Genomic DNA, 17,623 nt, shown 5'->3' with positions numbered 1-17,623 from the left:
TGGTGAGATGAAGTGGTCGGGAAACCAACTTTATCCTATCATGAAGTGAGGTTTTTTTTTACTACCACGCTATAAGCTCTTTTGAACCCCCGGCATAGCCAGGGGTTTTCTAAACCATTAAAAAGAAGCACCCTTTGGACGATATGCCAAAGGGTGCTTGCCTTTTAAGTATTGCAATTATTGTTGGTTTGAAGAATTTTGTTGCTTACGAGCTTCTGATTGAGCGTTTTGCTGACGAACTTCTTGAGCATTTGTTTCGCTAGCAAATTCAGTGTCTTGACCTTGAGCAGAAGCTTGGTTTTGACGACGTACTTCTTGAGCATTTGTTTTAGATGCTTGTTGTTGTCTATCCATGAGTATCACCTCCACGACTATTAAGATGTCCGGGGGTGAAATGCTTTATGCAATTAAAATTTTTTATTTTTTATGTTTATCTGTTTTCGTATACTCTGAGGCCTCTGAAAAAGGTACGTTTTTCACCTTTTTTAGTGGCCATTAAGCAATGAGCGGAGCCGTTGCCTTCTTTTAAGCCTGCTATGAGTGGGTTTCTCATAGCAGGCGCGCAACGTGTGAAGCCATTGCACTTCCCCGAATCTGCTAAAAAGATCTTTTTCAGCGACCTCCTTTTCATCCCGCAGGTTCAAGTGACTTCCGCTCCATTTCACTATGAGAAAAACGTTTCTTCACAGCAACCATCTTCCGAAACATCCTTATGTTAAAAGAGAGATTCCTCCATCAACGATTAACGTCTGACCGCGAATCATCTGAGCTTCTTTTGATAATAAAAATAATACCGTATTTGCTAAGTCTTCCGCTTCTACAATTCGACCAGCCGGTGTTCTTGCCGCAGCATCAGCCAATAATTCCTCCCGATTTGGAAAGTGAGTTAACGCATCTGTATCAACCGCTCCTCCTGAAACAGCATTAACGACAATGCCCTTTTCAGCGAGTTCGACTGCTAAATAACGAGTTAAGGCTTCTACCGCTGCTTTTGATACCCCAACGGTCGTATAATTTTTCAAATAACGAATAGAGCCTAATGAGCTTAAACTAACGATGTGCCCTCCTCCATTTTTCTCCATCCGTTTTGCCGCTTCTTGCGCACAAAATAGTAGCGCTTTGCTATTAATATCCATTGTCCAGTCCCAGTGGCTTTCCTCTAGTTCCATTAGTGGCCTTAGCACACCAGAAGCTGCATTGTTTACTAAAATATCTAATCTTCCAAATTCCTCATCAATTGTTTTAAACAGTTCTTTAATTTTTTCCGGCTTCCCTACATTGGCTTTTACAACAATTGCTCTTTGTCCTAAGCTTTCAATTTCCTTTGCAACCTCTAACGCAGCTTGTTTACTTCTTGCGTAATTGACAACAATGTCATAGCCACGTTCGGCTAACTTTAACGCAATCAACCTTCCAATTCCGCGACTACTCCCTGTTACGAGTGCTACTTTTTGCTCCATATTCTATTCAATCCTCCAATAGTTTCATCTGTTCCTCATTATATCGTATAGCTCCTTCCTCGAACAGGAACACTATGAGAAACAAAAGAAGGAGGAACACATCTATGTATGTCGGACGAGATATGACCGAACTTTCCATGATGTCTATCGACCAGTGGACAGACAAAGAATTAGCTTATTTTCACCACGGATTACAGCAAATGACTCCGTACTTAAATGCAGAAGGTGCTAGTATTCATAGAGAAATCATTCGAGAAATCGAGGCTCGTGGTGGGCTTCATCAAGAAGCAACATGGACCCAAGGCACAAAACCACATTATGATTAATTTTTGTTGAGGCTGAGGCTTGGACCCAGCCTTCTTCTTTTGTTTTAATGGATTAAGATAGGCATTTTTCCTTTTTTGTTTTACACTATAATGGACAAAAGCAAAAAAGGAGAGGTTAATATGAAAGCGGTTGTATACGAAGCCTATGGAGATCCAAACGTCCTTACAGTATCCGAGGTGGATAAACCTTCTATCCAATCAAATGAAGTTCTTATTAATGTCAAAGCAAGTGGCGTAAATCCCGTTGATACATATTTCAGAAAAGGAATTCGACAAGTAGATTCCTTTCCTCATATTCCCCACTTTGATTTAGCAGGTGAAGTTGTAGCTGTTGGAGAAGATGTGAAAGAAGTTCAAGTAGGAGACCGTGTTTGGGCTACGAATGCCAAAGGAGCTTCGGCTGAATTCGTAGCTTTAGACGCTAATTTTGTTTTCCCTCTTCCTACAGATACATCGTTTGAAGAAGGGGCAGCGATTGCGATGCCATTTATGACTGCCTACCTTTCACTATTTAACCGCGGACAATTAAAAGCAGGCGAAACTGTTCTTATATACGGAGGAGCTGGTGCTGTCGGTCATGCTGCTATTCAATTAGCCAAACAAGCAGGCGCTTCTGTCATTGCCACAGCTTCTAATAGTGAAAAAGCAACTATTGCAACAAACGCAGGTGCAGATGACGTTATCATTTACACGAAAGAAGAAGTACCCTCTCGCGTAAAAGATCTGACACAAGGAGTTGGGGTCTCTCTCATTTTAGACATGTCCTTTAGCGAGAATATGGAAACCGATTTAGAGGTGATTAAGTTAGGTGGACGAATTATTACGATTGGATCGCCTGTTAATAACACGCCTCCACTTCTTTGGCGTCAATTGAACATGAAGCACGCTTCTATTATTGGAGTTCTCCTCTTTACTGCTCCAAAAGAAGAACTCATTCATGCCGGTCAATTTATCTCTAAAGGTTTAGAAAATGGGGAATTACGATCACATATTGGAAGAGTGTTTTCTTATCAAGAAGCAGCCAGCGCTCATACTTCACTAGAGAAAAAAGAATACGATGGGCGTATTATTTTAAATCATCAACTTTAATTAAAAGAGGAATCTGAGAAGGTGAAAATTATCCTTTTCAGATTCCTCTTTTTTATTAAGGTTGTTTTCGCAAAGTTTGTTGCTATTTATATTTGATTACAACTAAGTGGAGCGCAATGGAACGAACTTAAGAAGAACACATCCCCAATTAAGAAAACAAAGGATGCAAATACAGCCTTAGTAAAGAAGTTTCTATTTATGGATGTAGAATGTTCATTATTGGGGAAAATAAGATGAGTTTAATTAGAAAGGAGCTTTTAAATGGAGAAGCAATTGTTCTATGTTAACCTCAACCCTATAAGTATGGACACGATTAGTCCAACAAAAGTCGACGATGGCCAACTAATCGAATACGAAATCGAAGCAACCCCAGCTGAGAAAAAGGATTTAGAGGATTTACTTCACGAAGTACAATCCCATGACCTTGAACTAGGTAACTTAGTTACCTTCCGTCATTTCGACGACGAGGTCGTTGATGAAGATCGAAATGAATATCAACGAGGTTTAAATGATGTGTACGAAGAACTCTACCGACTCGGAACAGCTGAAACAAAACAAAAAATCAAAGAAATCCACATGATCAATGATGATCAATAAACAAGCGGGGTCAGACCCCGCTTTATTACTGCAAAGACCTACACAGGGGTCAGACCCCGCTTTATCACTGCAAAGACCTACAGAAGGGTCTGACCCCTAAAAAACGGTCGCTCTAAAAATTAGACCTTGATTGGCCGCCGTCTACGTTTAGGGTGGCACCTACGACCCAACTTGCTTTGTCTGAAGCAAGAAACGTCACTACATTGGCTACCTCTTCTGCCGTTCCAAATCGACCTGCTGGAATCTCATCTTTCACAAATTGATTTATTTTCTCTGGGTTTTCATTTAATCTTCGTTGCCAATTACCTGATGGGTGCAAAATGGAACCTGGTGCGACACCATTAACACGGACACCATCCTTAATAGCCTCATCCGCTAATGATTTTGTAAAACTGATCATCGCTGCTTTTGCGCTATTATATGTCACTTTCCCGCCTGATTCGCGGCCAAAAATCGATGAGATATTAATAATGCTACCGGACCTTTTTTCTTGTAAGTAAGGCAAAACAAGTTTACTAAAGTGAACAGCCGAAAAGTAATTAAGTTCAAAGGCTTCATAAAATAAATCAAGATCCGTTTCAGCAGTCGTTGAACCATTGCTTCCGCCTACGTTATTTACAAGGATGTCAATCGTTCCAAACGTTTCAATTACGCGTTCAACCACTTGTTCCCTTTCTTTTTCGTTCGTTAGATCTGCTTGTATCGCCATAACCTGCCCACCTAGGTTCTCAGTCGCCTCATCTAACGCTTCTTTTCCTCTGGCTGCAATGGCTACTTTGGCTCCTTCTTGAAGAAAAGATGATGCAATCGCATAGCCAATCCCTTTTGAGCCGCCAGAAATAAGTACAACTTTATTCTTTAACTGTAAATCCATTTCATAACTCCTCCATTACAGCAATGATTGCTTAATAATCTTTTGATGCGAAACCGGAAAGGCATATTTTTCAATATCTTTTACACCAATCCACTTCTGATCAATCTCTTCACTCCCCGGTTGCCCTTTTACTTGTGCCTCATAAACGGTTATGTTCCAAATGAGATGAGAAAATACATGTTCCACCTTTTGGACCTGATCGCCTATTTCTAAGTCAAAATGATAAGTAGATAAAAACTTATCTTTTAGAGACGCTTGATTATTATTGTTAAGGTCTATTTCCATATTAGGAAATTGCCAAAGCCTCGCTAACAACCCTGTTTCAGGTCGCTTCTCGATTAGCACCTCACCACGTTCATTTCGAATGATGAAGGCTGCCATTTGCTTGGACGTTTGTTTTTTCTTTTTCGACTTAACAGGCAGCTCTGCTTGTCTACCTTTATCATACGCACGGCAATGTTCTCTTACCGGACAAAGCAAGCAGCCAGGTGATGTTGGTGTACAAATGAGTGCCCCAAGCTCCATCAATCCTTGATTAAATGACGATGGATCTTCTTTTGAGACAAGTTCATATAAAATGTTTTCAAATAATTTCCTCGTAGACACCTTCGCAATATCATCTTCTACAAGCAGAACACGCGAAAGTACGCGCATAACATTTCCATCAACAGCTGGCTCTGGTTTCCCATAAGCAATACTTAATACCGCACCTGCTGTATAAGGGCCTACCCCTTTTAACGAGGAAATTTCCTCACGCGTCTGTGGTACAATCCCTCCATAATGTTCAACGACTTCTCTAACAGCTGTTTGTAAATTACGGACTCTAGAATAATACCCAAGTCCTTCCCAGGCTTTTAAAATACGGTCTTCTTCAGCCTCTGCCAATGCTTCTAACGTTGGAAATTCACGCATAAAGGCGTTGTAATACGGTATCACGGTCTCCACTCTTGTTTGTTGTAACATGATTTCAGACACCCACACACGATAAGGGTCTTTTGACATTCTCCACGGCAGATCACGTTGATTCTCTTTAAACCAATTCACTAAATCATTCTGAAAGTCGTTGATGTGAAATTCTTCTAGTTGCTTCATTTCCAATTTACGAGTCCTTTCTTTGGAAAGCCCAACAATGTATTTTCTCTACCCCACCTTCAATGAAAGGGACCATTTTGCTAAATGTCGCATGTTCAGTTGATTGACGAAGTTGTTTTAACACTTGATAATGTGAAGGTGTTGGGACTTCAAACATTTCTACATAAAGGTGAGGTTGATCGTCAGCTACATACCACTGAATGTTCGTTGCTTCATAATCCGGCAACACATTCATAATCTCTTTCATAACCTCTTCATATTCCTTTACGAGTTCTTTCTTTATTTTATATTCCATAAAAATTTGTAATCGTTTTGTCATTTCTTCCATTCTCCTCTTTTTAAACCGTCTCATTTCGGGTATAAATAAACTATATCATGTTTTTATGAGCAATAAGGAGGTATCTCACACGATGGACACAGGTACTCATGTCGTAATGGGCGTTGCACTCGGCGGGTTGGCGACATTAGATCCAACGATTGCCAATGATCCATTACTTCCCACATCGGTTATGATTGCGACAATCATCGGCTCTCAAGCACCTGACTTTGATACAGTCTTAAAATTGCGCAACAATGCTGTATACATACGTAACCATCGTGGAATTACACATTCTCTACCGGCAATATTCATTTGGCCACTTTTGATTACAAGTGGTATTATTATGCTCACTCCAGAAACCAATTGGTCTACCGTATTGTTATGGTCCTTTATTGCTGTGTTTTTACATGTGTTTGTCGACATTTTTAATGCTTACGGAACACAAGCATTAAGACCAATCTCAAACAAATGGATCGCACTGGGAATCATTAACATATTTGATCCATTTATTTTCTTTAGTCATCTAGTTGCCTTTGGAATTTGGGGTCTAGGGCTAGCCGCTCCGGGACCAACCATCTTACTTTTGTATATCCTTTTAATCGGTTATTACTTGTGGCGAGCATGGGAGAAAAAACGTGTTGTTGATCATGCGAAGAAGCTTCATCCTGATGCGAGTCATGTCTTCGTCTCACCAACCATTAGATGGAATCAGTGGCATGTGGTTATTCGTACACCTGACGTGATGTTTGTAACAGAATCACGCAATCATGAAATTGAATACTTTGAGCAATATGCATTTGATCCAATCCCAGATATCCCGGTGATCAATGCGGCAAGAAAAGACTCTAATTTATCAGCTTTCCTATCCTTTTCCCCTTCTTATCGGTGGGAAATTGAGGATAAGGAAAACGATGTAATTGAAGTCCGCTTTGTTGATTTGCGTTACCGCAGTAAAGGTCATTATCCTTTTGTTGCGATCGTTCAACTTGATAAAGATCTTTCTATATTAAGTTCCTATACAGGCTGGGTCTTTAGTGAAGAAACGCTTCAGAAAAAATTAAATATCGTTACCGAATAAACAAGTTGGAGGTTGTCTCAAAAACTGTCCCCTTGAAGAACATGAATGTTCCTATAGGGGACTAATCAATGGAGACAACCTCCTTAATGTTTCATTTCATCATCTTTGTTAAGATGGGAAAATTTCTCTTTGCTTGGCGTGTATTTGTGCAAGGAAGGTCCATATTGCACAATCCATTTAGCAACGATGCTTTCTGTTTGATCTTGCCCTTTATACGACCAACCTCCTTTGGCACGCGTTGTTTCAAAATCCTCCCATAAACTTTCAACCCAGGTTCTTGCTTGCGATGCTGTTATTTCTGAATTGACTGCTAACAATTGATCCGTTAGTCGTTGAAACCTATCTTCCATACCGTTTTCCTCCTTTGACAATGTTTACGTCTCATAACTTAGATCTGTATGTTCATAATAGTACTGAACACGTTGGAAAGGGGGGTCCACCAATGCGAAACAAAGCAAAAGGCTTTCCAAACCATATTAAGTTCGAGGGGAATTCACCACAAAACATCAGAAATAAAAATGAATCCAAACGTGCTGATTTAAGCACGAATACGCGACCAAGAGAGCGTATGAGAAATTCTGATGGTGATACGAGCAACTAATATTTGTAATTATGAAATAGCAAAAAGTAATAATTACACCAACGTCTTCTGGAGGTGCCACACTATGGGTAAGAGGAGTATGAATTTCCAAGCTGGACAAGAATACAAAAGTCCATTTGATTCACCTCGTGCTAATCCAAAGCACGCTTCCAAACAAATTGGCGGAGAAACACAGATGAGTCAAACCGATATTAAGGTGAGACTGCACAGAAAAGCTGAGCAAAGATAAGACTTTTTAGAAGGAGAAGAGATTACTCATTACTCTTCTCCTTCCTTTTCTAATAAAGAGATTGGCACACCTTCAAGTGTCGTTTGATTATCACGATATCCCCAAGCAAAGTAGCCATTTAAATAAGATACTTGGAATGAAGAGCCATCTGTTATTTTATATGTTTGACCTGGTTTGTAATCTTCAGGACTAAGCAAATATGCTTTTGCTAACAGAACACGTCTTTCGTACACAGCAAATTCACTCGACATCCCTAATTGTTCTGCTTTTTTAGCCTTTTCATTTAAACGTGCTATCTCGTTACGTAGTTCATATTCTGTCATTTGACTAAATCTTTTTTGTTGTTCCATCCAAAAAACCTCCCGTTTCATCCTGTTCTAATTATAGAGGAAACGAGCAGGACAAACAAAGGAATTACACTACAGTAAAAATGCCAAAATCAGACCGATGATTCCAGAAAATCCGGCATAGTAAAGCATAGGAAGTAATGTCATACGAATGATGGCCCCTTCTTTTCCTACAAGTCCCACTACAGAAGCAGCTGCTACAACATTTACAACACAAATCATGTTACCCGCATTCGCCCCAAGAACTTGTAATCCTAATACAAGCATAGGATCGAGACCTGATTGATCGGCAACATTAAATTGAAAGAGCGAAAACATCATATTGCTAAATGTAGCACTTCCAGAAATAAACGACCCCAATGCCCCTATAAAAGGTGCGACAAATGGCCATCCATCTCCTAAATACGTAGAGGCTTGAAAAGCGAGTTCAACCGGCATGCTCTCAAGTCCGGCAAAGTTCACCCCTGAGTTGATAAAAATTCGTACCATCGGAACAGCTGTAAATAACGTAATAGACGTTCCAATTAATGCTTTTCCTGAAACTGAAAACGCCATTTTAAATGCTTGAAACTTCATGCGGTGCAAGAAGTATGTTATTGCCACTACCACTAAGAAGACAGATCCTGGTAAATACAATGGTTGAAAGTTCGCACTTATTTCTGTCCCTAATATATTTTCCCAACCAACCACAAAGCTTAACAACCAGCTCTTTAGTGGCAACACATCAAGACGTGTTAACACTAAAATCACCCCAAGTAAAACATAAGGGATCCAAGCAAGAGCAAGATGCATTTTTAGTGGTTTTTCACTTTTTTCTACTGTAATTGCACCGAACCATTCTTTACTCCATGTTGATTCAGCTCCAAAATCCCACGTATCTTCAGGCAAAAACCAACGTCTTTTTAATGCAAATAACACCAGTACTAATCCTGATAACCCTCCAATAATCGCTGGAAATTCAGGGCCGATAAAAGTTGCCACTAGTAAAGCCGGCACGGTAAAGCTAAGTCCTGCAAATATGGCAAATTTCCACATTACTAATCCTTCTTTCCACGAGCGGTTCTCACCAAAAAAGCGCGTTAATAGAAGAATAAGAATAAGTGGCATTAACGTTCCAACGATAACATCAATTTGCATCACTTGAGCTGATAACAGTCTGAGAAAATCGGTAATAGCAATGTCTTGTAAATAAAGTGCTGCAACAGGAGCCAAATCTGCTCCTTCTTGTAACCCTTGTTGAACACCAACAATGACTGGAGTCCCTACTGCTCCAAACGATACAGGGCTACTATCTGCAACAAGAGCTAAAACAACTGCTGCAAGTGGCGGAAACCCTAACGCCACAAGTAATGGAGCCGCAATCGCAGCCGGCGTACCAAAACCAGCCGCCCCTTCAATAAAAGCACCAAATAACCAAGCGATAAGAATAACTTGGATACGACGATCATTACTAATTCCTAAAAAGCTATTGCGGATCGTATCAATAGCTCCACTCGCCTGTAGGGTATTTAACAAAAGAATGGCACCAAAAACGATATACAAAATGGATAATCCAATTAATACCCCTTCTATTGAGGCAGCCGCAAGTTGGACAATCGGCACTTGCCAAAAGAAATACGCGATCACCCCAGTTACTAGTAAACTAATGGGCATAGCTTTCATAGCCGGCATCCGTAAAACAACAAGAAAAACAACCACCGAAATAATGGGCGTTAACGCAATTAATGTAACCATATTCATTCCCCATTTCCTACCTCTTATAAATTAGTATAAGTCTTCCTCACATGATTATTATACACAAAGTTTGCTCAATATTTCACAAACTTTGTGTATAAAAAATGAAGAGTGAAAGGAAAAAGGTGGGTTTCCTTTTTCCTTTCACTCTAAGCAATGAGCGGAGCCGGTGCTTTCTTTTAAGCCCGCTATGAGTGGGGTTCTCTTAGCGGGCGCGCAACGTGTGGAGCCATTGCAAACCCTAACGGACGGAAAAAGACGGGTTTCCTTTTTCCTTTCACTCGAAGCAATGAGCGGAGCCGGTGCTTTCTTTTAAGCCCGCTATGAGTGGGGTTCTCTTAGCGGGCGCGCAACGTGTGGAGCCATTGCAAACCTAAGGAAAGGAAAAAGACGGGTTTCCTTTTTCCTTTCACTCGAAGCAATGAGCGAAACCGGTGCCTTCTTTTAAACCCCGCTATGAGTGGGGTTCTCTTAGCGGGCGCGCAACGTGTGGAGCCATTGCAAACCTAAGGGATGGAAAAAAGGTGGGGTTTCCTTTTTCCTTTCACTCGCTAGCTCTCCCCTTCTTCTATGTATTGATCAATTAACTCCAACGGAAATCCTTTTCGGTATAATTGCTGTTTCAACCGTTGTTCATATTCCCATCCTGTATATTTGCCTTCAAGCTTCTTTCTTACCTTGTCCCCTTGAAAGCAGATGGCATCCCATTCTTCTGTATCTTCTTCTTCAAAATCAAGCTTTGAAAAAGCCTCTATAATGACTCTTTGCGAATAACCTTTTGATAAAAGTTGGTTTGAGAGCTTATCTTTAAATGCTTTGCTACTGATTTTGCTGCTTCGTCTAGATTGTTGTTTTTCTAACCACGTGAGGACTTTCTTCTTTTGTTCTTCTTCTGAAAATAAAGCGATTGCTGCTTCAATTGTCTCGTCGGCTATTCCCTTTTGCTTTAATTCTTGCTTTAACTTAAGTGGTCCCTTCATTAAAGTTAATTGTTTCGATCTAATAAAGGCTTTTGCAAATTCCTCATCATTCAATAACCCTTGCTTTAGTAATTCATCCAACACTTCACGAATATGTCTAGGTTCTTTTTCTTTTTTCTCTAGATACTGTTTCATTTCTTGAACGGAGCGTATTCGATACGACAAATAATTAATAGCAAGATGGTACGCTTTCTTTTTTTCATCTTCATCAATAAGTTGAATGAGTGTCTCTTCATTTATTTCTAGTCCTTTTGTTAAACGATGCTTGATTAACAAATCTTCATCAACACTAAGGGCATATTCAACGGATTGACCAGTACTTAAGAAAATGTTATATCGACTTTTGTTTCTTTTTTGAACTTCAATTTTGGCGATCACTGCCATGTAACGCCCTCCTTTCTTAAGCTACAAATTTTTGCAAAAACTCTATCAATGAACGTACACTATTTAGGAAAGGCTACTTTCGCATACTAAGTTGTTTTTTGGGGTACGTGTTCTTCACTGAGAAAATGTTTATTACAGCAACCATCCTCGAAAACAACCTTAAGACAACAATAGCTGTTCAACTAAAAAGCAGGAGGAAATAAAAATGAAAATTGCGATTGCAGGTGGCACAGGTTTTCTCGGCAGCAAGCTAACAAATTTATTACTAGACCATGGACATGTTGTTATCATTTTAACAAGAGATGCTACCAATAAACCAGAAAAACCAAATGTACAGTATATAGAATGGCTCCACCCTGACTCTCGTCCAGAGGAAAAGATGCAAGACGTCGATGCCATTATTAATCTGGCAGGAGAGTCCATTGGGGCAAGCAGATGGACACCCAAACGCAAACAGCAAATCCTCCAAAGTCGAATTAACTCAACTAAGTCAATTGTTCAACTTATTGAAAAGCTGCCTAGCAAACCTAACGTGCTTGTTAACGCTTCTGCTATTGGCTTTTACGGAAATTCAGAAACAGATACCTTCACCGAACAATCCACACCTACAGATGATAGCTTTCTTTCACATGTCGTACAAGAGTGGGAGAAAGAAGCAGAAAAGGCCACTGCTTTTGGGGTGAGAGTGGTGTATTGCCGCCTCGGCGTTGTATTAGACCCGAAGGAAGGCGCCCTGAAACAGATGCTGCTCCCCTATCGACTTTTTATTGGTGGGCCACTTGGTACCGGCAAACAGTGGTTAAGTTGGATTCATATAGATGATGCCATTCACATGTTCAAATTTGTAATTGAAAAGGATACGATTCATGGAGCTTTTAACGTGACCGCTCCTCATCCTTGCCAAATGAATGAATTCGGAACTGAATTAGCGAAGGTGTTGCATCGACCTCATTACTTGCCTACACCTGGATTTGCTTTGAAAATACTCTTAGGAGAAATGAGTACGCTTGTATTAGACGGGCAAAAAGTCATACCTGAAAAAGCTATTTCACAAAACTATCCATACTTATTTCCTACCTTGCCCCTGTCCCTAGAAAACTTATTTGAAAAAGGAAGAAAACATTAAGAAATTGGGAGATTTTTTCACGAAAAATTTATAAAAAATAGGTATCTTTTTTCGTGAAAAACATTTAATATATAAAAGGATTCAAGAGTAAAACGATGTATTTCAATCATAACGTTATGTTCATTTAACATAAACACGCTAGAATCCCCTATATCGCTTAATAAACGAATATATAAGCATTGGGAAGGCAATTGGTGCGCCACCAGCTCGGCTGGTTCTAGTGGGTTCGATTCCCACCCCGAATTTGATACGCAACATTATTAAATTCGAGGGTGGACCTTTTTCTGCCCTCATCAAAAAGGAGGGCTTTTTGTGATTTTAAAAAAACGAGACGTCGCTGATTGTCATGCTTTGTTCGAATTGTTAGTGGACCCGGCCGTGTTTCCATTTGTTCGTCAAAAGGCAAATTCATATGATGAGTTTGTATTCTTAACAAAACAGACAATTGAAGCAGAAGAACGCGGCGAACTCATCTCCCGTACCATTCTCGATGAGTGGGGCGCACCAATAGGCACCATTAATTTATTTGACATCACAAACCAAAGTGGATTTTTAGGAACGTGGATTGGCAAACCGTACTTTGGCAAAGGGTATAACAAAGTAGCTAAAGATGCATTTTTTGATGAACTCTTTTTCTCATGTGACATCCAGACCGTTTTTATGAGAATTCGTAAAGAGAATATTAGATCTTATAAAGCTGCAGATAAACTACCTTACTGTACGCTTGCGAATGAGTTTAGACGTGATATTTATGATCAGATCAACGCGAAGGAAGACGTATATAATCTTTTTCAAATCGAAAAAGACCAGTATCACCTTCATTTGATGAGAACACAACAAGACGAACTAGAAATAAAAGAAGCATAATATCGATTAACATTTATGAAACTGTCCATACTGTTACTAACCTTACAAGAAAGTGGTGGTCAGTATGGAAAGTAGAAAACGCAGAGCTCAAGAAGAACGCAGTACGTTACGAAAAGCGCAAGAAGTTCGTTATGGATCCGAGTTTAGAGCAGCTGATCGCGCTGCAAACAGAAGCAAATCGTAGGTAACCTAAGCTAAAAAAAGAGGAAAAACCGCCTGTAAATGAGGCTGTTTTTCCTCTTTTTTATTTTCTGCCAAATCTATACAGCGCCAAAACCCTTATAAAACAAGGGTTTTGGAGTTATCCATTCAGTCTGTCTATTTCAATTAGTTAGAAAACTTAACCATTTAGAAGCATTTAAAGCAATGAATGCTCTTAGTTATCTTAATCCCATCTTATCGTTGCTCACGCTAATTAATCCTTAATAAGCTAAGTTGCGTCCTTTCCAGACTCCCCGTATGATTAAACAGTAAACAAAATTTGGATGTAAGGGGGATACCAACATTAAAAGTCAAATGGCTCCTGCTCCCATACAAACAGGATCGGTTCAATTTTTAAGACCAACTGTTGAGGACGGGGCAGCGATGTGGGAATTAGTTAATGAATCAACGCTCGACCAAAATTCAGCTTATAAATACATTATGATGTGTGAGTTTTTTGCTGAAACTTGTGTTGTCGCAAAAGAAGACGATCAAGTCGTTGGATTCGTCACTGCTTTTATTCCTCCAGAACGACAAGATGTTGTATTTGTTTGGCAGATTGGTGTTCATTCTTCTCAAAGAGGAAAAGGATTGGCTTCAAAATTACTACATGCCTTAATACAACGTGAAGGTTGTAGTGAAGTAAATTATGTTGAAGCAACTGTTACACCGTCAAATGAAGCATCACAGGCGTTATTTCGCCGCTTAGCTCGTAGTTTTGAAACTACATGTGAAGTAAGTGAATGTTTTGCAGAAGATTTATTCCCTGAAGAGGGGCATGAAGAAGAACTTACTTTTCGTGTAGGTCCACTAAAAAACTAAGTAACACCTTATTAGCTAGGTTTAATGAAAAAACAAAAATACATTACCCAGTATAGGTATTATTAGGAGGAAAAAAGACGATGAGTCAAACAGATATGACGATTTTTGAAAAGCTTGAATCAGAGGTACGTAGTTATTGCCGTAGTTTCCCAACTGTCTTTACGAAGGCAAAAGGGTATAAAATGTGGGATGAAAAAGGAACAGAATACATCGATTTCTTTTCAGGTGCAGGTGCATTAAATTACGGTCACAATGATCCAACGATGAAGGCAAAGTTAGTCGATTATATCTTAAGTGATGGCATCACACATTCGCTTGATATGGCGACAGCTCCAAAAGCTGAATTTTTAACCACTTTTAATAACGTGATTTTAAAACCAAGAAATCTCGATTATAAAGTGATGTTCCCTGGACCAACAGGAACAAATACAGTAGAAAGTGCATTAAAATTAGCACGTAAAGTAACAGGACGTACGGATATTATTAGTTTCACTAATGGCTTCCATGGTATGACAATTGGTGCCCTATCCGTTACAGGTAATGCGTTCAAACGTAAAGGTGCTGGAATTCCATTACAAAATGTCGTAACAATGCCTTATGATAGCTTTGTTAATGACAACCTCGACACTCTGGAGTATCTCGAGCGTTTCCTAGAGGATGGAGGTAGCGGAGTTGAAATCCCTGCTGCAATGATCCTCGAGACAGTCCAAGGTGAAGGCGGTATTAATGCTGCAAGCTTCGAGTGGTTACAACGCGTAGAACAAATTTGTAAGCGTTGGGGCATTCTGCTAATCGTTGATGACGTTCAAGCAGGTGTTGGTCGTACTGGAACATTCTTTAGTTTCGAAAAAGCTGGTATTAAACCAGATATCGTTTGTATGTCTAAATCCATCGGTGGCTACGGATTGCCACTTGCCATTACTCTTATTCGCCCAGAGTTAGACATTTGGGAACCAGGTGAGCACAATGGTACATTCCGTGGAAACAACCATGCCTTTGTGACAGCAACTGCTGCTCTCTCTTATTGGGAAGATGCCAACTTCGAAAAAGGCATCCAAGAAAAATCAGAACGCATTTTTACCTTCTTAGAAAGAATCGTTGCTGATTATCCGGAATTAAAAGGAGAAGCCAAAGGACGCGGTTATATGGTTGGTATCTCTTCAGAAATTGACGGTCTATCTGGTCAAATTGCAGCTGAGGCTTTCCAACGCGGGTTAATTATGGAAACGTCTGGTCCTAAAGATGAAGTATTTAAACTCTTCCCTCCTCTCATTATCGATGACGAAGGATTGGAAAAAGGCTTTAAAATCATCGAAGACAGCGTAAAAGCTGTTCTAGGCTCAAAAGAATTAGTTACATCATAATTTCAGAGGAGTCATCTACTCCTCTACATAAAACGTAAAAAGTCTTTTCGCAAGGATTGTTATTATTGAATTACCAGGATAGTGGAATGGAGCGGAAGTCACTCGACTCCTGCGGGAAATAGAGGTAAGGCCGAGACGCCACAGGCATAGCCGTGGAGGCTCGGCACCTCCCCGCGGAAAGCGAGTGACTGAAGCGCAATGGAGCGATTCCGTTTAAACATATAAAAACAGTTATTTGAAAAGAAATTCGGAGGTAATAGATTATGAAAGTTGTAAAATTAAAAGATATCATTGGAACAGATCAAGAAGTAGACGGAGGAAATTGGGTTAGCCGCCGTCTAGTATTAAAAGATTCTGGAATGGGTTATTCCGTTCACGATACAATCATCAAAGCAGGCACAGAAACTCATATTTGGTATCAAAACCACCTAGAGTCTGTTTATTGTATTGAAGGTGAAGGCGAAGTTGAAACACTAGCAGACGGCAAAGTATGGCCTATTAAGAAAGATGAAATCTATGTACTAGATAAGCATGACGAACATCTTCTTCGCGCTAGTGAAAAGGGAGATATGCGAATGGTTTGCGTATTTAACCCTCCTATTACAGGTAGAGAAGTTCATGATGAAAATGGCGTTTATCCTGTTGATGAGGATTAATACGTTCAACACAACCAACTAAAGCTTATTAGTTGGTTGTGTTTTTTTATACCTCTACTCTATCGTAATCAGTAAAATTCGACAAAAATACCAATTTTATTGAAATCAAGAAGGAGTTTTACACGATGAAAAAGAATACGGTTAAGATAAAATTGTAGAAAAAGAGGGAAAATTGTGAGCACTATTATTTTTGACCTACAGATTTTTTTATTAAACCTCTCTTTTGTCTTTCTTCTCTTCTTTATTTATCATAAATATATGGAAGGAAAATTCAATAAAGTCTCTAATGAAATTCTAATAGGATTAATATCGGCAATTGCTATTCTTTTATGTATGACCTTTCCCCTGTCTATTAGTCCTGGATTTTCTTTTGACTTTCGACAAGTTCCTTTCATTATAGGCATTCTCTATGGCGGTAGAAAAGTTGGTGTTTTTCTACTTATTGTTTTGCTCACTTATCGGTTTATGATAGGATTTGATGCTGGCTTTTATACATCGCTTACGATTTATGTGCTAATTTTCTTCATCGTTTGTTACATAACTGAAAAATTTCAATCTACCACTGATTTTAAACAAAAACTAACGTTAGCACTTACAGTGAATGCGATCGGTATTCTGTTATTATTGGTTGTTAGCTATTTGTTTAAAGTGAATCTTTCAACAGGTGGTTGGATTTCATTAACTCTTTTTTATGGTTCTCAAATTATTACCATGTACTTATTTATCTTATTCATTGAACGTGCAAAAAGAGAAAGTTATGTTTTAAGTGAATTAAAAGAATTAGAGAAGTTAAAAGTTGTTAGTGAAATGGCCGCTAGTATTTCTCATGAAGTTAGAAACCCTCTAACCGTAACGAAAGGATTTTTACAACTTTTGCAAGATAAGACGATTCCAGAAGAGAAGAAAGATTTCTATTTACGTCTCTCTTTAAATGAATTAGAGCGAGCAGAAGTCATTATTTCTGATTACTTAACATTCGCCAAGCCTTCTCTTGAAAATATCGAGCTTCTTGATATTAATAAAGAATTAGAATATGTAGTAAAAGTGGTTACTCCTTATGCAACGATGCGAAATCAATTCATTACTTTAAATCAAACGAACCCAACCTATATTGTTGGTGACCGCCAGAAGATTCACCAATGCCTGATTAATATGGCTAAAAATGGGATTGAGGCGATGGCTGATAATGGAGAATTAACAATTACGCTAACTCAAACGGATAGAGATGCGGTTATTATGATAAGGGATACGGGTACGGGGATGAGTGATGAGCAGGCTCAAAAGCTTGGAACTCCTTATTATTCAACGAAAACAACCGGTACCGGTCTTGGGACTATGGTCGTTTATAGTATTATAAAAGCGATGCGTGGAACGATTGTAGTAGATACCAAACAAGGAATTGGGACATGTTTTACTATTACATTGCCAAAAGCAAAAAATGACAACAAAAAAGAGGTATCAATAGAGGTCTAATTTG

At 39.3% G+C, this 17,623-nt stretch carries 22 protein-coding genes; 13 read left to right on the top strand and 9 right to left on the bottom strand.

What is annotated here, in order from left to right:
- Positions 1–177 precede the first annotated feature (177 nt).
- Entirely contained in the window at positions 178–354 is a 177-nt protein-coding gene (locus tag N0O92_RS12150; protein ID WP_315614926.1) for a gamma-type small acid-soluble spore protein, read from the bottom strand.
- Between the two features lie 356 nt (positions 355–710).
- Positions 711–1,460 carry an enoyl-[acyl-carrier-protein] reductase FabL gene (fabL, locus tag N0O92_RS12145; RefSeq protein ID WP_315614925.1) on the bottom strand — a complete coding sequence of 250 codons (750 nt, stop codon included), beginning with the start codon at positions 1,458–1,460 and terminating at the stop codon, positions 711–713.
- Between the two features lie 104 nt (positions 1,461–1,564).
- Here fabL and N0O92_RS12140 point away from each other — a divergent pair, with 104 nt between their 5' ends.
- From N0O92_RS12140 to N0O92_RS12130, 3 genes are all read left to right on the top strand, one after another.
- Entirely contained in the window at positions 1,565–1,786 is a 222-nt protein-coding gene (locus tag N0O92_RS12140; RefSeq protein ID WP_034626141.1) for a hypothetical protein, read from the top strand.
- A 120-nt stretch (positions 1,787–1,906) separates the two neighbouring features.
- Complete coding sequence (locus N0O92_RS12135) at positions 1,907–2,875, top strand: NADPH:quinone reductase (protein ID WP_315614924.1); 969 nt, start codon at positions 1,907–1,909, stop codon at positions 2,873–2,875.
- A gap of 261 nt (positions 2,876–3,136) precedes the next feature.
- Positions 3,137–3,472, top strand: coding sequence for a hypothetical protein (locus tag N0O92_RS12130; protein ID WP_315614923.1), 336 nt, complete (start codon positions 3,137–3,139; stop codon positions 3,470–3,472).
- A gap of 112 nt (positions 3,473–3,584) precedes the next feature.
- On the opposite strand, the gene N0O92_RS12125 is transcribed toward N0O92_RS12130, so the two are convergent.
- Genes N0O92_RS12125 through N0O92_RS12115 form a run of 3 tightly spaced genes read right to left on the bottom strand, consistent with a single transcriptional unit; the run spans position 3,585 to position 5,757 of the window.
- On the bottom strand, positions 3,585–4,346 hold the full coding sequence (locus N0O92_RS12125; RefSeq protein ID WP_315614922.1) for an SDR family NAD(P)-dependent oxidoreductase: 762 nt from the start codon (positions 4,344–4,346) through the stop codon (positions 3,585–3,587).
- Between the two features lie 15 nt (positions 4,347–4,361).
- Entirely contained in the window at positions 4,362–5,438 is a 1,077-nt protein-coding gene (gene mutY / locus N0O92_RS12120; RefSeq protein WP_315614931.1) for an A/G-specific adenine glycosylase, read from the bottom strand.
- Positions 5,439–5,445: 7 nt separating this feature from the next.
- Positions 5,446–5,757, bottom strand: coding sequence for a hypothetical protein (locus N0O92_RS12115; RefSeq protein ID WP_315614921.1), 312 nt, complete (start codon positions 5,755–5,757; stop codon positions 5,446–5,448).
- 91 nt (positions 5,758–5,848) lie between these two features.
- Between N0O92_RS12115 and N0O92_RS12110 the strand changes: the two genes are divergently transcribed.
- Positions 5,849–6,835 carry a metal-dependent hydrolase gene (locus N0O92_RS12110; protein WP_315614920.1) on the top strand — a complete coding sequence of 329 codons (987 nt, stop codon included), beginning with the start codon at positions 5,849–5,851 and terminating at the stop codon, positions 6,833–6,835.
- Positions 6,836–6,918: 83 nt separating this feature from the next.
- Here the strand turns inward: N0O92_RS12110 and N0O92_RS12105 are convergent, their stop codons facing one another.
- Positions 6,919–7,185 (bottom strand): YfhJ family protein, encoded by a 267-nt coding sequence (locus N0O92_RS12105; protein WP_315614919.1) that lies wholly within the window; start codon positions 7,183–7,185, stop codon positions 6,919–6,921.
- Between the two features lie 92 nt (positions 7,186–7,277).
- On the opposite strand from N0O92_RS12105, the gene sspK reads away from it, so the two are divergent.
- Together sspK and N0O92_RS12095 are read left to right on the top strand one after the other, a co-directional pair.
- Complete coding sequence (gene sspK / locus N0O92_RS12100; RefSeq protein WP_315614918.1) at positions 7,278–7,436, top strand: small acid-soluble spore protein K; 159 nt, start codon at positions 7,278–7,280, stop codon at positions 7,434–7,436.
- 64 nt (positions 7,437–7,500) lie between these two features.
- On the top strand, positions 7,501–7,665 hold the full coding sequence (locus N0O92_RS12095; RefSeq protein WP_084138610.1) for a YpzG family protein: 165 nt from the start codon (positions 7,501–7,503) through the stop codon (positions 7,663–7,665).
- 29 nt (positions 7,666–7,694) lie between these two features.
- Here N0O92_RS12095 and N0O92_RS12090 read toward each other — a convergent pair whose 3' ends face one another.
- The 3 genes from N0O92_RS12090 to recX all read right to left on the bottom strand — a co-directional run bounded on the left by N0O92_RS12090 (position 7,695) and on the right by recX (position 11,110).
- Positions 7,695–8,015, bottom strand: a complete 321-nt coding sequence (locus N0O92_RS12090) for a YfhH family protein (protein ID WP_315614915.1) — start codon at positions 8,013–8,015, stop codon at positions 7,695–7,697.
- A gap of 69 nt (positions 8,016–8,084) precedes the next feature.
- Positions 8,085–9,752 (bottom strand): L-lactate permease, encoded by a 1,668-nt coding sequence (locus N0O92_RS12085; protein WP_315614914.1) that lies wholly within the window; start codon positions 9,750–9,752, stop codon positions 8,085–8,087.
- A gap of 545 nt (positions 9,753–10,297) precedes the next feature.
- Entirely contained in the window at positions 10,298–11,110 is an 813-nt protein-coding gene (recX, locus tag N0O92_RS12080) for a recombination regulator RecX (RefSeq protein WP_315614913.1), read from the bottom strand.
- A 205-nt stretch (positions 11,111–11,315) separates the two neighbouring features.
- Between recX and N0O92_RS12075 the strand changes: the two genes are divergently transcribed.
- The 7 genes from N0O92_RS12075 (at position 11,316) to N0O92_RS12045 (ending at position 17,619) form a co-directional block, all read left to right on the top strand.
- On the top strand, positions 11,316–12,236 hold the full coding sequence (locus tag N0O92_RS12075) for a TIGR01777 family oxidoreductase (RefSeq protein ID WP_315614912.1): 921 nt from the start codon (positions 11,316–11,318) through the stop codon (positions 12,234–12,236).
- Positions 12,237–12,551: 315 nt separating this feature from the next.
- Positions 12,552–13,103, top strand: a complete 552-nt coding sequence (locus tag N0O92_RS12070) for a GNAT family N-acetyltransferase (protein WP_315614930.1) — start codon at positions 12,552–12,554, stop codon at positions 13,101–13,103.
- Positions 13,104–13,167: 64 nt separating this feature from the next.
- Positions 13,168–13,287: a YfhE family protein gene (locus tag N0O92_RS12065; protein ID WP_084138611.1), complete on the top strand. Its 120-nt coding sequence runs from the start codon at positions 13,168–13,170 to the stop codon at positions 13,285–13,287.
- A 332-nt stretch (positions 13,288–13,619) separates the two neighbouring features.
- Positions 13,620–14,126, top strand: coding sequence for a diaminobutyrate acetyltransferase (gene ectA / locus N0O92_RS12060; protein WP_315614911.1), 507 nt, complete (start codon positions 13,620–13,622; stop codon positions 14,124–14,126).
- A gap of 80 nt (positions 14,127–14,206) precedes the next feature.
- Positions 14,207–15,490, top strand: coding sequence for a diaminobutyrate--2-oxoglutarate transaminase (gene ectB / locus N0O92_RS12055; protein WP_315614910.1), 1,284 nt, complete (start codon positions 14,207–14,209; stop codon positions 15,488–15,490).
- 263 nt (positions 15,491–15,753) lie between these two features.
- Positions 15,754–16,146, top strand: coding sequence for an ectoine synthase (locus N0O92_RS12050; RefSeq protein ID WP_034626156.1), 393 nt, complete (start codon positions 15,754–15,756; stop codon positions 16,144–16,146).
- 174 nt (positions 16,147–16,320) lie between these two features.
- Positions 16,321–17,619 (top strand): ATP-binding protein, encoded by a 1,299-nt coding sequence (locus N0O92_RS12045; RefSeq protein WP_315614909.1) that lies wholly within the window; start codon positions 16,321–16,323, stop codon positions 17,617–17,619.
- Positions 17,620–17,623: the final 4 nt, after the last annotated feature.

The sequence above is a fragment of the Alkalihalobacillus sp. MEB130 genome (assembly GCF_032335535.1).
In the GTDB taxonomy this organism is placed as follows: Bacteria; Bacillota; Bacilli; order Bacillales; family Bacillaceae_D; genus Halalkalibacter.
Note: the sequence above shows the minus strand (reverse complement) of the source record. Positions and strands in the feature narration are given on the sequence as shown.